This window comes from Yaniella sp. (assembly GCF_030453185.1).
Lineage (GTDB): Bacteria > Actinomycetota > Actinomycetes > Actinomycetales > Micrococcaceae > Yaniella.
The window spans coordinates 59291-74024 of sequence record NZ_JAKDKW010000003.1; the positions used below are offsets into that span (position 1 = coordinate 59291).

Here is a 14734-nt window from a genome sequence, read left to right on the forward strand (position 1 = left end):
AGATCTGACCCTGACCGTTCGTCTTCTCTTGTACTTGGTGCACCTCATTATCCAGGCGAACATTGCCACATTCCCGTAGTTCGATGCCGAAAAGGCCCTCTGGATCGTGGTCCAAACCAACGACAAATTTCAGGCATGCCGCGAGACAATACGGCACGCACTCAACGCTTTGCCATACTCTGGAATGGAAAGATCATGAGGGTGCCGGCCAGAACTGCTCATAGGTGGGCCGGTAATCGTATCAAGCGAGTATGGCAAATGTTGCGGCAGAAGCCTTCCACTAGTCCCATAATATGCAGTGCGACTCCTGGGCGTCACAACTCCGTGCAGGTCTGCAGGTCACACAGAATTGAAAACAATGTCTAAATTATTTGGTACCGACGGTGTTCGAGGCGTAGCCAACGAGAAAATCACCGTTGAACTTGCAACGAAACTCTCTCAGGCAGCCGCGGAGGTCCTTGGTCATGAAGACTCTGTCAGTCGCCGACCCAAAGCCGTTGTTGCTCGTGACCCACGAATCTCGTCGGAATTTATCAACGCTGCCGTCTCAGCCGGGTTAGCGTCATCCGGGGTCGACGTGTTTGATGCAGGGGTATTGCCAACGCCTGCTGCCGCGTATCTTGTGGACGACATCCATGCCGACTTCGGCGTGATGATCTCTGCATCGCACAACCCCGCACCAGATAACGGAATCAAATTCTTATCGCGCGGAGGCGAGAAGCTCACCGACGCTCAAGAGGATCGCATCCTGGAGCAAATGGAGCACGAGCCGCGTCGGCCGATCGGTGCAGAAGTTGGTCGCGTACGACGTTTTTCCGATGCGGAAGATCGTTACGCATTGCATTTGCTGAAGTCGATGCCAAACCGTTTGGACGGCATGAAAATCGTCATTGATGCCGCGCACGGCGCTGGCTCCGGGGTGGCACCAGAAGTGTTCACACAGGCCGGAGCCGAAGTGGTTGTGATCGGTGCTGACCCGGATGGGTTGAACATCAACCAGCATTACGGCTCTACCCATATGGAGAATCTCCAGGCTGCGGTGCTGGAGCGCGGTGCAGATCTCGGTGTGGCGCTTGATGGCGACGCCGATCGGTTCCTGGCGGTCGATCACAAGGGCACCATCATTGACGGTGACCAGATCATGGCGATTATGGCCGTCGCACTCAAAGATCAGGGCGTGCTCAAAGACGACACCCTGGTGGTGACCGTGATGAGTAACCTTGGCCTGAAATTGGCCATGCAGCAGCACAACATTCACGTGGTCGAGACAAAGGTGGGGGACCGGTACGTATTAGAAGCGATGGCCGCCGAGCAGGCCTCGCTGGGTGGGGAACAATCAGGCCACATTATTTTCTCGCAGTGGGCGACCACCGGAGACGGTATTCTTACCGGCCTGCATCTAGCCGCTCGGATGAATGCAACGAAGAAGAAGCTGTCTGAACTGGCGACCGTGATGACACGCTTGCCACAGGTGTTGATTAACGTAAAAGACGTGGACAAAGCCGCCGTGGATGACCACGCGGTGGTGAAGCAAGAAGTTGTCGCCGTTGAGGCCCAACTGGGCGAAACGGGACGGGTCTTGTTGCGACAGTCGGGGACTGAGCCCGTTGTCCGAGTCATGGTCGAAGCTGCCGATAAGGCCACCGCCCAGCAACAAGCTCAGTACTTGGCTGATGTGGTCTCTGAGAACTTGCCACTGTGACACATCCAGAATCTGAAGAGCACTTCGAGAAGGATCGCGGCACGCACGGTTACTTTGAGCGCGATGTCGACGATTTCCATCGCGAAGCAAATGTTTTAGCGGGTCACGACCCACACGACGTTTCGGCTGATCCTCCCCAGAATCTTCGGCTACGCCGCCTCTTCGTCTTTGCGACTCTGACAATCATTGGATTCCTCGCCGCTGGACTAGCTTTTGGGTTGATGGCTCTGCCAGAATGCGAGAACCCGCAATATAACTGGATGCCCTGTATTCCGAATTTCTAGACCCTATAAAGCTAGAAGGCCGCCGAAGACTCAGAGTAGTCTTCGGCGGCCTTTGTCGTACAAGAACTGTGGGTAAGGGTCTTAGTGTTTCGTACCGGGTACTAGAGCGTCGCGAATCTCAGTCAGCAGTGCGACCTCTTCAGTTGGCTCTTCTTCAGCGTGTTTACCACGCATCTCAATGAGTTTATTCATTGGCATCACGATAGCGAAGTAGACGGCTGCCGCAATCAGCAAGAAATTCACGATTGCCGTGAGGAGGACCCCGAAAGCAAGTTCGTTGCCGTTGAGGGTAATCTTGGCGAAATCATCGAAGTTCGGCGATCCGACCAGTGCGGAGATGAACGGCATGAGCACCGAGTCCGTCAGCGTTGTGACAACCTGAGTGAACGCGGCACCGATAATGACTGCAACGGCAAGGTCCATGACGTTACCTTGCGTAAGAAAATCTCTAAATCCTTTAAACATGGGTCACAGTATAGAACTGACGAACGTCCACTGCCCTGAGGCGCACCTCACGTCAAGGCCTAATCTTCGTAGTCGGGCGCGGGGTCAAGCCCAAATTCATCTTCGGCGACCCCAGAATTATGGTAAATTCGGGTCGAAAATTGTTCACCGAAATAACGAAGATGCCACGGTTCATACTGAAAACCGGTGATGTCCTGGCCGTCTTCGGGATAACGCACGACAAAACCATACTCGTGCGCATGCTCCGCCAGCCACTCACCAGCCTCGGTTTGCCCAAAGCTTGTTTGGAGTGTGTGCTGCCCGTCGGGAGAGTCAATATCCATGGCTAATCCGGTTTGGTGTTCCGAATGGCCGGGGCGAGAGGACATGCCGTTCGTATTATCGTCGCCGTATCGCTCTAGATAGCTGTCGTATAACTGTTGCTGGTAGTCATAGGAACGGAAGGAAGAAATGGCCTGTAACTCAATATCATCTTCTTGAGCCGCAACAAACATATCTTCGGCGGCTTCAGCAGCTTCCTCACGCAGTTGTTGGTTCCCGTCAGTGAAATCGGAGGAGAGTTCGACAAGATCGTCGGGCGTATAGTCCGCCGGCAGTGCGCGAAGTTTATTGACGATGACTGTGATCGAATCTGGCGAATCCACATCCTCGGGTACCAGCGTGTCGGGGTCTGCTGTACTTTTAGCCCCCGAGTCCTCGGCTTGCTGAGAAGATTCTGACGGTTTGGGTCCATCAGTTTCTTGCGATTCCGGAAGCGTGACCTCAGTCTGTGGGATTTCCGAGGTGATACGAGAGGTAGAAGTTTCGGAAGGTTCAGCAGTGGTTTTGTCGTCGCTGGCGTCCTTGGCTGCGGACGCGGTATCTACACTTTCAGATGCTGTCGATCCAGTCGTTGCACTTGACTCGGATTCCAGGGCAGCTTCGACGGTTTCCTGTCTTCCGTCCTCGGTCATGGACGATTCAGGACGGGCTGTACTGGCGTCAGACGTGTCCTGCAGCGTCGTATTCTCACGATGCTGCGTGTACGCCTTGTGATCCAAGGGGGAATAGGCGGTGACTTCGCGTCCCATGGTTTCTGCAATGACCACAGGAGATGCATAGAGCGCTCCGGCGAGGCACGTCAGGGTGACCGCCGTGGCGGTAAACGTCACCTTAGGGGTGCGCAACATTGCTAAATCTTCCTCATTAACACGCGCTTGACATGGTGGTCGGCGTTCTTTGTTAATACTAACTTAGCTCGGCCGCGGGTTGGTAGGACGTTTTGCACAAGGTTGGGGCCGTTGATGCGGTCCCAAATACCGGTGGCTGTTTCGACAGCCTCGTCATCGGTGAGCGCTGCGTACCGGTGGAAATACGAGTTTGGATCTGCGAATGCACCGGATCGCATTTCCATGAAGCGGTTAACATACCAATTGCGAACCGCTCGGTGGCTGGCATCCACATAGATTGAGTAATCGAAGAAATCCGAGACCGAGAGTCCTGAGGTGCCATCAGAGCGGGCCCGTGGTGGGGCTAAAACGTTGAGTCCCTCGACGATCAGTACATCCGGTCGGCGGACCACGATCTGTTGATTCGGCACAATGTCGTAGGTCAGGTGCGAGTACATCGGCGCGCGTACTTCTGGGACACCGGATTTCACATCGGAAACAAAACGTAGCAGACGACGACGGTCAAAAGACTCGGGGAACCCCTTTCGCTCCATGAGCCCGCGGCGACGTAATTCCGCATTGGGGTACAGGAAGCCATCGGTGGTCACAAGCTCAACCCGCGGGGTATTGGGCCAGCGACGCAGCATCTCTTGCAGTACACGAGCGATCGTGGACTTTCCGACGGCGACGGAACCGGCGACACCAATTACAAACGGGGTACGCCGGGTTGTTTCGCCCAGAAACTCATTGGACGCTTCCCGAAGTCTGGCAGATCCGTCAACATAAATGCTCAACAACCGGGAAAGTGGGAGGTAGACCTCTGCGACTTCAGTCAGTGACAGCCGGTCGCCCAGCCCACGGAGTCGTTCGACGTCAGATTGGTCAAAGGGTTGCTCGAGCTGATGCGCTAGCCTGGACCATGTAGAACGGTCGAGCTCGATGAACGGTGAATACGTCTGTTGTGGTTCGACCGGTGGTGAACCCACAAACGAGATGGGCTCAGTTACAGGACTCACCGGGGTATTCGGAGATTCTGAGGGACCCTGTTGAGGGTAGGGCGCATCGTTGATGTGGTAATTCACCTATTCATTATCGCTCATAGGCCGGCGAAGTGGGCAATTATTGATAAACAGCTTCACTATCGGCTTGTTGCCTTGCCACCCACGACATAGCAGGAGGATCGTTGGCCAGTGCCGATGACCAGGTCAAAACACCGGCTAACAGTGCCGGACTCGTTCAAGCGTTTCTGGCCTACTCTCTCTGGGGTGCACTCCCCATAGTATTTGCCGTGTACATGACTCCCAACCCCGTGGATCTCTTGGCTTGGCGCATTGTGCTGGCTCTTGGCATCACGCTGGTGACGGTCGCTATCGTCCGGGGTGGTTGGAGACGGCTGGGGCTGGTCTTGAAAAACCGGCGCGACCACCTGCTGCTGATCCTGGCCGGACATTTGATCGCGGTGAACTGGGGTCTTTATATTTACGCTGTGGCAAGCTATCGGGTGCTCGAAGCCTCACTGGGCTATTTCATTAACCCGTTGATGACCATTGTGCTGGGCGTCGTGTTATTGGGGGAGCGGTTGCGTCCGCTCCAATGGATCGCCGTGGGTGTTTCCCTGGTAGCCGTGATCATTCTGACCATCGATTACGGAAACCTTCCGTGGGTCTCGTTGACTCTGGCTATTTCCTTTGCGTTCTATGGTCTGGTGAAAAACAAGCTGGGACCGACTGTCGATTCGTTGACCGGATTAACGGTGGAAACCATGTGGTTGTCTATCCCCTCGACCGCGTGGATAGTGCTGGCCTCCATGGGGGTCTTCGCCACGGCGGGCGGGATCGGTGTCTTCGAATCCTTTGACACCTTGCGAGCATACTCACTGCCCGTGATTGGTCTGGTGACCGTCGTCCCGCTAATCCTTTTTGCTGGAGCTGCAGCGCGCTTGCCGTTGTCGACGGTCGGCATGTTTCAATATATTGCTCCGATCGCCCAATTTTTATTCGGGTATTTTGTGTTCGAAGAAGTGATGTCCACCGGCCGCTGGATTGGGTTCATTCTTGTGTGGGTTGCCGTGCTGATATTGATCGGCGATGCCCTTCGGCAAATCCGACAAAATCCGAAGTTACGTATCAAAACATCGCAACAGTCACGTGAAGAAAAGGTAGACTACCAAGCATGATCATTGGCATTGGTGTGGACATGGTTGATATTGCGCGCTTCGAGCGGCAGCTGGAACGGACTCCAAAACTGCGTGACCGGTTGTTCACTCCCGCAGAACGAGAACTGAGTCTGCAATCATTGGCTGCACGTTTTGCCGCGAAAGAGGCTGTCGCCAAAGCACTCTCTGCCCCCGCCGGCATGAACTGGCAGCACTGCCAGATTGGCCGCGAACCCTCGGGCGAACCCTACGTGGTCTTGACCGGCACGGTTGCGGATATCTCAGAGGCCAAAGGTGTTCGGCGCTGGCACCTGTCGTTGTCTCACGACGGCGGTTGGGCGACCGCCATGGTTATCGCAGAGGGCTAATGCAACCCGTTTTTACCGGAACCCAGGTACGCGGCGCTGAAGCGCCCTGGCTGGAAGCCGGTCATGGTCCCGCACTGATGCGTCAAGCAGCCTGGGGCCTGGCACACCGTACTCGCCAACTCTTACAACAACGTGGTCCCGTGTATGGCAGCCGTGCGGTCGGACTCATCGGCAAGGGGAATAACGGCGGAGATACCCTCTGGGCCCTGAGTTTTCTTGCCGACCGCGGCGTATCGATCGCTGCGGTAGCCATCAACGCCACCGCAGACCAGTTCCATCCGGAAGGGCTTGCCGCGTTTCAGCGCGCCGGTGGACGACTGGTTTCGAAGATCGATGCCGCCACCGACGTTGTGGTTGATGGGGTATTTGGTACCGGCTTCCACGGTAGCTTTGACCTCCCCGGCTTTTTGACCGACCACGACCTGGCTATTCCTCAAACTGCAGCAATCATTGCGTGCGACGTTCCATCGGGCCTCATGGCCGATACCGGCGACATCCCGGGCAACGCATTACGCGCTGATGCCACGGTGACATTTGGTGCGCCCAAGCTGGGTTTATTTGTCGGCGAAGGCGGTCAACACAGTGGCGACGTCACGGTGGTTGACATTGGCCTGGGTGTAGAACTTGCCGCGGTGCAAGATCCATGGTGGATGGCTGACGAACCTGATGTCCGCGCTGGGTTTGGCCCACCGCGGTGGGATGCCCATAAGTATTCGCGCGGCGTGCTGTCGGTGGTGGCAGGATCACCGCAGTATCCCGGAGCCGCGGTGCTGGTAGTGAATGCCGTCGCCGCAACCGGAGTGGGGTACATCAGTTTGGTCGCGCAACGTCCCCGCGACAACAGTGTGGCTGACCAAGTGTTGGCCGCCCACCCGCAGGTCGTGATTGAAGCTCAAGTTGCCCAGAAAGCCACCGCCGTAGTGATTGGTCCGGGGTTCGGCAACACGGCTGACGAGCGCGATGATTTCACCGCAGCGCTTCAGGTAGCACAGCGTCAACAGCTACCGGTGCTCGTGGACGCCTCGGGCCTGGATTTACTGGATGAAGACATGCTGATGCAAACCTTCGCTGCCATGGTGCTCACCCCACACATCGGCGAAATGCAACGTCTTACGAAACGTCTGGCACCAGACCTGCAGGAACAACACCCGGTAGCACAAGCTGCCGCGTTTGCCCAGCGCTTCGGCGTTTGGATCGTACTGAAATCAGCCGACACCTATGTTCTTTCCCCCGGGACACTGCGCAGCGTGCACCCTGCCAAAACTTCGGAGCTGGCTACGGCCGGCACCGGCGACACTTTAGCTGGGATCCTCGGCGCTGGCATCGCATCGCTTGATGCCACAGACGACGACTTTCACCAGCAACTTTTTACCGTGTTAGCCTCAGGAGTGCGCTTGCACTCCCTGGCCGGCGAACTTGCTGCCGCAGACGGCGGGATCGTGGTCTCCAGCCTGCAAGACGACATCCGTGAAGCGAAACGCCAGGCGATGGCGTCGTCGTAGCAACTGTGTCGATCTGCAGAAACGCCAACGGTCTGGAATAATGGGTGACATCATGGCTACAAGTTGGACTGCAACATCGGAACGCTGGGTGACAATTGATCACTCAGCGTTAGCTCATAATATCGACACGATCGCTCGCTGGGTAAAGCCGGCCCAAGTGATGGCGGTGGTAAAAGCTGATGGGTACGGCCACGGCGCCGTCGAAATTGCCCAGACCGCGGTGGCAGCCGGCGCAACCTGGCTTGGCACCGCGCACGTTCGAGAAGCCCTCGCCCTGCGCGAAGCCGGTATCACGGCACCTCTGGTTGCCTGGCTGCATACTATTAGCACTCCGTTTGAAGCAGCGGTAGCCCACAACATTGACCTAGGCGTTTCTGGCCCGGAAATTGAATCGGTGGCCGACGCCGCCCGAGCAACCGATCTGCCCGCACGCATCCACTTGAAAATCGATACCGGGCTGTCTCGCAACGGTGCGGTGCCCGAGGAATGGGACGCGCTGTGCCGCCGAGCCTCGGAACTGCAGCAGTCGGGTGTGGTCCGCGTGGTCGGAGTATTCACGCACTTCGCCGTAGCCGATGATCCGGTGGGCGAATCCGACGTTGATGAGCAATTACGCGTCTATCACGAAGCCGTCGACACCGCCCGAAAACACGGGCTCACCGTGGATGTGCGCCATGTCGCGAACTCCCCGGCGCTGCTCTCACGTCCCGATACGCACCTCGATATGGTCCGTGCCGGCGTGGCCATCTACGGGCTGAGCCCTTTCCCGGATCGCACCGCCGAAGACCTCGGGCTGCGCCCGGTTATGAGCTTTGGCACCACCGTGGCGCATAACAAGCCAGCCGACGAAGGCACCGGAGTGTCCTATGGATACTCCTATCGCGTGCAGAAACCCACCAGGCTCGCGCTGATCCCGTGCGGTTATGCCGATGGCGTGCCACGCATTGCTGAAGGTGCACCCGTTTGGATCGACGGGGAGTACTATCGCGTCACGGGTCGTATTGCCATGGACCAGTTTGTCGTGGACCTCCACACCGACCGCGCAGACGATTCGACCGCGCCGGTGGGGACCACGGTCGAACTCTTCGGCTCAAAATCCGGTATCCCATCTGATGCGTGGGCCCAAGCCTCCGGCAGTATTAACTATGAAATTGTCACCCGCATCGGTGCTCGCGTGCCACGAATTCATCAACAGTGGGTGTGACCATGGAATACACCGCAGACCTGGCCGACCTGGCTGCAACTAAAAATTTTGCGCTCGCCGTTGCTAATCAACTGCAGGCCGGCGACGTCATCATCCTGACCGGTGAACTCGGCGCCGGCAAAACCACCTTCACGCAGGGACTGGCGCGTGGTCTTGGCATTACCGCCCCAATTACCTCACCGACGTTTGTGCTGGCACGCCATCACGTCCACCCCGCAGACGGTCTGGACCTCGTGCACGTCGATGCCTACCGGATGAGCGGCGAAGATGAACTCGCCAGCCTGGATTTGGAAACCGCACTGGAAGACTCAGTGATCGTTGTGGAATGGGGCCGTGGCACAGCCGAAGCGCTCACCGATGCCTATCTGGATATTGAACTGCAGCGCCCCGGAGCCGTCACCGACGAACTTATCACGGACTTTTCCGATGACGACGTTGAAGAACCCCGCACCGTCGTGGTCACCGGATACGGGCCACGCTGGCAAGGAAGCAGCCTCGTATGAGCCAAACCTATCTCGCCTTAGATACGTCCGCGACGGCTTCGGCGGCCGTGCTGCGCGACGACGACGTGGCGGCACACCGCTCCACCGGCTCACAGCGCAACCACTCCGAAGTGTTGGCAGGGTTCATCACCGAGGTCCTAACAGAATCCGGGATTGATCCCAGCACAGCCAAGGGCCTCGACGGCATCTTCGTGGGAGTAGGCCCCGGCCCATTCACCGGACTGCGTGCGGGGATTATCACAGCTCAAACGTTGGCCCATACCTGGAAGCTGCCGGTCTACGGGGTCCTGAGCTTGGATAGCCTAGCCCACCGGGTTGCGGCAGAAGCATTCCGTATCGGAGCCCAAGAATTCGTGGTCGCCACTGATGCCCGACGCAAAGAAGTCTACTGGGCCCACTATGACAACATCGGCGGCCAACCTCAGCGACTCTACGGCCCATTCGTTAATGCCGCCCACGAAGTCACCGAGCTGCCCGTATTCGGTGCTGGAGCAGGACTCTACCCGGAGGAACTCTTTGGGATCACCGGGTTCACCGACGCGGTACCCGATGCCACCGACATCGCTGCCTACGGTACCGTCGCACTACGCCGGGGCCGTGGGTTGCAACCGGTCGAACCGCAATATTTACGTGGCCACGATGCCAAAATCCCCAAACAGCTGCGCCCATGAACCTACCAGCTCATCTTCCCCTGCCCGACGGCTACAGCATGCGGCCCTGGGGCGAGCACGATGTCGAGGCCGTGGCACAACTCGACGCCCTCGTCTTTGGTCCCGACAGCTGGTCCCATGACATTTTTAGCTATGAATACCAGGCCTCAATGGACCAGAGCCCGCACAGTTTCTACCAGGTCATCACGCATTACGACGTCGTCGTCGGATTTGCCGGTCTCCTGTATGGACCACCCTTCGCCGATGTCACCACCATAGGGGTCCACCCCGATCACACCGGCAAAAAACTCGGCGCAGCACTGTTGGTATGGCTAATGCGCACCGCCGATGCCCTCGGTGCGATGGACATCCTGCTGGAAGTGCGCGCCGATAACACCGCGGCGCAACGTCTTTATGCCCACAACGGATTCGAACACATCCACACCAGACCCAGGTATTATCCTGGCGGTGCAGACGCCTGGGTCATGCGGAAACGACTGCGCGAAGCCGGCCCCTCGACAGCCGCTGCGCTGATGGACAAGGAGTAACGTGAAACATCCCATCGTTCTAGGGATCGAAACCTCATGCGACGAAACCGGTATCGGTATCGTCGCCGGGACCAACCTGCTAGCTCACCAGGTGGCCTCCTCGATGGATGAACACGTGGCCTTCGGCGGGGTCATTCCCGAAATCGCCGCTCGCGCCCACGTCACCGAATTCCTGCCCGTACTCGATGCGGCGCTGGAAGAAGCCAAGGTGTCCATCGACGACGTTGATGCCATCGCCGTCACCGCAGGCCCCGGGCTCGCCGGTGCCCTCATGGTGGGAGTCGCCGGGGCCAAAGCTTTGGCGTTAGCCACTGGGAAACCGCTCTATGGGATCAACCACCTGATCGCCCACATCGGGGTCGGCTACCTGGATGCGTCAGGAGCCGATCTGAGCAACGTCAACCAGCTGGGTGCCCTCCTCGTGTCAGGTGGGCACACCGAAATGTTGAAGATTAACTCGCTGACCTCCGACGTCGAATTACTCGGTGGCACCATCGACGACGCAGCAGGCGAAGCCTATGACAAAGTCGCCCGACTGATCGGCGCCGGCTACCCGGGAGGCCCCATCATCGACAAGATGACCCGCGAAGGCAACCCACAGGCCTTCACATTCCCACGCGGCCTGAGCGCCCCAAAAAACATGGGCACCCCGGCCGCACCAGGGAAAGACCGCTACAACTGGTCCTTCTCCGGCCTCAAAACTGCGGTATCCCGTGCCGTAGAACAATTTGAAATTCGTGACATGGAAGTTCCTGCCACAGATATCGCAGCATCGTTCCAAGAGGCCGTGGCAGACGTCATCACGAAAAAAGCGGTACTTGCGGCCACCGAGCAAGGCATCGACCACATACTGCTCGGCGGGGGAGTGGCCGCCAATTCACGACTGCGCGATCTGCTGACCGAACGCACCCAGGCTGCAGGCATCGGCCTGACCATTCCACCCATCAACCTGTGTACCGACAATGGTGCGATGGTCGCAGCCCTGGGCGCACAACTGGTCGCAGACGAAATTGCCCCATCGGCTCTGGGCTTCTCCGCCGACCCAACTCAACAGGTTAGTCTCATCTCTGTCTAAGCTCGCCGACCCTCAGTGATTGCCGAACTCAGCAAAAACCTGATAGAGATCATAGGGACGTTATATCTGTGAGAGATATGCCTCCTGGAAAGGTTACGTATGTCGCCGTCAACCGTCGGACTTGCCATCTTGCTCCTTGGAGTGCTGGCATTAGTCGGCATCATGATCCGAGTTCGCAGCCGAACCGCGCAGAAACTCTTTTTACCGGTATCGATCATTTCCGGATTCATCGCACTTATCCTGGGTCCGCAGGTGATCGGCCGAATCGGCGAAGGGCTCGGCTGGGACGCACTGGCCGACGGCGGTATCTTTTCAGCCGGCGTACTCGAAGTCTGGGGCGAACTCCCCGGCCTGCTCATCAGCGTGGTCTTTGCTGCCCTCTTTTTAGGCACCAGACTGCCGTCGCCCAAAAGCGCGGTCAAACTCCTGGGACCACAGCTATCACTAGGCGTCACATTCGCCGCCGGTCAATACGTCATCGGCATTGCGCTCGCGGTCGCCATACTCGTGCCATTATTCAATGTCAGCCCCATGTTTGGAGCGCTGATTGAAATCGGGTTTGAAGGTGGCCACGGCACGGCCGCGGGCATGGCTCCGGTCATGACGGAACTGGGCTTCGAAGAAGGTGGCGACCTTGCCTTGGCGATGGCCACCGTCGGGATTTTGTCCGGAGTGATTATCGGGGTCATTGCCGTGAACTGGGCAGCACGCCGCGGCCACTCCGAAACCCTGGATGTTTCGGCCAATAAGGACCCAGAGATCGCTCGCGGCATTTATTCTCGTGAACAGCCCTCCGGAGGGTTGCTAACGGTACGCACAGAATCGCTCGACACGTTGACCCTGCATATCGGTATTATCGCGGTAGCCGTGCTGATCGGACAGGTTCTCCTCTCAGGGCTACAGGCAGTTGAACAGTGGTTGTGGGCCGATAGTATCGAGATCTTCTCGTACGTTCCATTGTTCCCACTGGCCATGCTGGGCGGCGTCATCATCCAGCTGGTTGCCGACCAAACCGGTCTGGGCAACATGATTGACCGCGGAACCATGGAACGCATCCAGGGTCTGGCCCTAGACACACTCATCATCGCCGCTCTAGCAACCCTGTCACTAGACGCTATTGCCAACAACATCGGACCGTTCGTCATTCTGGCCGTCGCTGGCGTGCTCTGGAACGTGTTCGTTCTGTTCTTCCTGGCGCCACGCTATATTCAGAGCTTCTGGTTTGAACGTGGCATCGCCGACTTCGGGCAGTCCATGGGTGTGACAGCCACGGGACTGTTGTTGCTGCGCATGGCCGACCCACACCAGAAAAGTCCGGCCTATGAAGCATTCGGTTATAAACAGCTCGTCTTCGAACCATTCTTTGGCGGGGGCCTTGTCACAGCGGCGTCGATTCCACTGATCGTGCAGTTGGGTCCGTACCCGCTATTGATCATCATGATCGTGTTGCTTATTGCTTCGCTGCTCAGTGGACTCTTCTACTTTGGAAAGCGGGCGACCTTCACAGTGGGCCAATCCTCGTGACTACCCGCTCCAGTCGCGCGAGAGCTCTTAGCGCCAATTGAGAATAGAATTGGTGGTTTCCTCGGCAGAGGCCAAGACTAACGACGCTAGCTTCGCCTGGTCGACACGCATGCCGAATGCCGAATCCGTCATCGTCCTATGCCGTGCCGCGGCTGTGCCAACACTCATCATGTCTTCAACCCAACCGAGTTCCCGTAAGCAGTCAAGTTCTGCCGCGATGGGTTCTAAACGATTGAGTACGTGCTTCAGGTGGTCGGTTACCAACATTTCGGTGCCCTGCGAGTCGATAATAATGATGGCATCGAGACCGTAACGTGCCGCGCGCCATTTGTTTTCCTGCACGTACCAGGGCGGCAAGATCTCGATATCGTGAACTGCGTCAGCATCGGAACCGACGGCTTCGTGCACCAGACACTGCGTCAACGCGGTGATCGCCCCGACCTGCTGCAGTGTGGAAACACTGTCACACACGCGCTGTTCCACAGTGCCAAACCTTGGCACAGGGCGAATATCCCAGCGCACTTCTGTCACGTCATCGGCAACGCCAACGCGCAAGAGATCGGCGACAACCCGCTCATAGTCAGACCATGCGTGATATTGGAATGGTAGCCCCGACGTTGGCAACTGTTGGAAGAGGAGCGTGCGTTGCGAAACATAGCCGGTGTCGTATCCTCCCCAGAATGGGCTGGATGCACTCAGTGCCAGCAGATGAGGGTAGTACTGAATCAGCTGGTTTACTGCGGGCATGGCTTTGGCTACGTTATCTAATCCAATATGCGTATGAATGCCATAGATCAACATTTGCTGACCCCAATACTGGGTCCGATCGAGCATCTTTTGGTATCTCCACCCCGTGGAGATCTGCTCGTCCAAGGCGTTGGCGAATGGATGGGTGCCCTGCGAGAACAGCGTGAGATGTTCTTCAGTTGCAACGTCCAGGAGGTGACGACCAGCAGTAGCTAGCTGGTCCAGTCCCTGTGAGACGGTTTCACATACGCCGGTCACGAGCTCAACGGTGTTGAGCATGAACTCACCGACTACTTGAAACGGCTCATCGCCGGTGCTTCAAGTTTGCCAAGAATATCGTCGCTGACATTGCGTAACTCACCTGTGATGGGATCAACGAGCCCGAGTTCCCATTCGACGCCGACCGTCGATTGGGCAGACTTCGCAAATTCTAAGTGCACGCCATAGCCTCCATGAATTAGGGTCTCCATTATGGTACCGGCCGACGATCGGGCCGTATGTTCTGCGCTATTTTGCGTCCGAACCGTTTAGGTCTTCCAAGCCGTGAGCTAAAGAATTTTCGAGATCTGTTGCTCCGAATTGGGTCAGTCATGACAAAATGCTCAGCAGGATTCCGGCTATTTCATGTTTTTTGATGGAAATATTCCATTATTTTTGGGCAGGTGACATCAGAAGATTTCCGCCACCTCGTCAGGTGCGCACAAATACAACGTATTTCCGTTGCGATTGTATGCCGTTTCGGGCTTTGTGGGGGCTGTATGTTCGCTGAGGAAATAGTGATCTGAATAACCACATTTGTTCTTGCGCTAATTCATGAAGGCTTACTAGACTGTCATCTGTTAGCTTAGGTATGCCTAAG

The 14734-nt window shown here is 57.1% G+C and carries 16 protein-coding genes; 11 read left to right on the plus strand and 5 right to left on the minus strand.

Annotated elements, in window-relative coordinates:
• Positions 1 to 358: 358 nt before the first annotated feature.
• Together glmM and L0H14_RS01240 are read left to right on the plus strand one after the other, a co-directional pair.
• Complete coding sequence (gene glmM / locus L0H14_RS01235; RefSeq protein WP_301416207.1) at positions 359 to 1702, plus strand: phosphoglucosamine mutase; 1344 nt, start codon at positions 359 to 361, stop codon at positions 1700 to 1702.
• A complete protein-coding gene (locus L0H14_RS01240; protein ID WP_301416205.1) occupies positions 1699 to 1986 on the plus strand; it encodes a hypothetical protein in 288 nt (95 codons plus the stop codon). The genes glmM and L0H14_RS01240 overlap by 4 nt, the downstream gene beginning before the upstream one ends.
• A gap of 81 nt (positions 1987 to 2067) precedes the next feature.
• Here L0H14_RS01240 and mscL read toward each other — a convergent pair whose 3' ends face one another.
• Genes mscL through coaA form a run of 3 tightly spaced genes read right to left on the minus strand, consistent with a single transcriptional unit; the run spans position 2068 to position 4594 of the window.
• Positions 2068 to 2451 carry a large conductance mechanosensitive channel protein MscL gene (mscL, locus tag L0H14_RS01245; RefSeq protein WP_301416203.1) on the minus strand — a complete coding sequence of 128 codons (384 nt, stop codon included), beginning with the start codon at positions 2449 to 2451 and terminating at the stop codon, positions 2068 to 2070.
• Between the two features lie 59 nt (positions 2452 to 2510).
• Positions 2511 to 3620 (minus strand): D-alanyl-D-alanine carboxypeptidase family protein, encoded by a 1110-nt coding sequence (locus L0H14_RS01250; RefSeq protein ID WP_301416201.1) that lies wholly within the window; start codon positions 3618 to 3620, stop codon positions 2511 to 2513.
• A gap of 2 nt (positions 3621 to 3622) precedes the next feature.
• On the minus strand, positions 3623 to 4594 hold the full coding sequence (gene coaA, locus L0H14_RS01255; RefSeq protein ID WP_301416326.1) for a type I pantothenate kinase: 972 nt from the start codon (positions 4592 to 4594) through the stop codon (positions 3623 to 3625).
• Between the two features lie 188 nt (positions 4595 to 4782).
• Here coaA and rarD point away from each other — a divergent pair, with 188 nt between their 5' ends.
• From rarD to L0H14_RS01300, 9 genes are all read left to right on the plus strand, one after another.
• Positions 4783 to 5775 (plus strand): EamA family transporter RarD, encoded by a 993-nt coding sequence (gene rarD, locus L0H14_RS01260; protein WP_301416199.1) that lies wholly within the window; start codon positions 4783 to 4785, stop codon positions 5773 to 5775.
• Positions 5772 to 6122, plus strand: a complete 351-nt coding sequence (locus L0H14_RS01265; protein WP_301416197.1) for a holo-ACP synthase — start codon at positions 5772 to 5774, stop codon at positions 6120 to 6122. Before rarD ends, L0H14_RS01265 begins: the two co-directional genes overlap by 4 nt.
• Positions 6122 to 7624 (plus strand): bifunctional ADP-dependent NAD(P)H-hydrate dehydratase/NAD(P)H-hydrate epimerase, encoded by a 1503-nt coding sequence (locus L0H14_RS01270; protein ID WP_301416195.1) that lies wholly within the window; start codon positions 6122 to 6124, stop codon positions 7622 to 7624. Before L0H14_RS01265 ends, L0H14_RS01270 begins: the two co-directional genes overlap by 1 nt.
• 52 nt (positions 7625 to 7676) lie before the next feature.
• Positions 7677 to 8828 carry an alanine racemase gene (gene alr / locus L0H14_RS01275; protein WP_301416193.1) on the plus strand — a complete coding sequence of 384 codons (1152 nt, stop codon included), beginning with the start codon at positions 7677 to 7679 and terminating at the stop codon, positions 8826 to 8828.
• Between the two features lie 2 nt (positions 8829 to 8830).
• Positions 8831 to 9331: a tRNA (adenosine(37)-N6)-threonylcarbamoyltransferase complex ATPase subunit type 1 TsaE gene (gene tsaE / locus L0H14_RS01280; RefSeq protein ID WP_301416191.1), complete on the plus strand. Its 501-nt coding sequence runs from the start codon at positions 8831 to 8833 to the stop codon at positions 9329 to 9331.
• Positions 9328 to 10002 (plus strand): tRNA (adenosine(37)-N6)-threonylcarbamoyltransferase complex dimerization subunit type 1 TsaB, encoded by a 675-nt coding sequence (gene tsaB, locus L0H14_RS01285; RefSeq protein WP_301416189.1) that lies wholly within the window; start codon positions 9328 to 9330, stop codon positions 10000 to 10002. Before tsaE ends, tsaB begins: the two co-directional genes overlap by 4 nt.
• Positions 9999 to 10529 (plus strand): ribosomal protein S18-alanine N-acetyltransferase, encoded by a 531-nt coding sequence (rimI, locus tag L0H14_RS01290; RefSeq protein ID WP_301416187.1) that lies wholly within the window; start codon positions 9999 to 10001, stop codon positions 10527 to 10529. The genes tsaB and rimI overlap by 4 nt, the downstream gene beginning before the upstream one ends.
• A 1-nt stretch (position 10530) precedes the next feature.
• Positions 10531 to 11604: a tRNA (adenosine(37)-N6)-threonylcarbamoyltransferase complex transferase subunit TsaD gene (gene tsaD / locus L0H14_RS01295; RefSeq protein WP_301416185.1), complete on the plus strand. Its 1074-nt coding sequence runs from the start codon at positions 10531 to 10533 to the stop codon at positions 11602 to 11604.
• Between the two features lie 99 nt (positions 11605 to 11703).
• Positions 11704 to 13128, plus strand: a complete 1425-nt coding sequence (locus tag L0H14_RS01300; protein ID WP_301416183.1) for a sodium/glutamate symporter — start codon at positions 11704 to 11706, stop codon at positions 13126 to 13128.
• 27 nt (positions 13129 to 13155) lie between these two features.
• On the opposite strand, the gene L0H14_RS01305 is transcribed toward L0H14_RS01300, so the two are convergent.
• Entirely contained in the window at positions 13156 to 14154 is a 999-nt protein-coding gene (locus L0H14_RS01305; protein WP_301416181.1) for a YbdK family carboxylate-amine ligase, read from the minus strand.
• 11 nt (positions 14155 to 14165) lie between these two features.
• Positions 14166 to 14315 (minus strand): hypothetical protein, encoded by a 150-nt coding sequence (locus L0H14_RS01310; RefSeq protein WP_301416179.1) that lies wholly within the window; start codon positions 14313 to 14315, stop codon positions 14166 to 14168.
• Between the last annotated feature and the right edge of the window lie 419 nt (positions 14316 to 14734).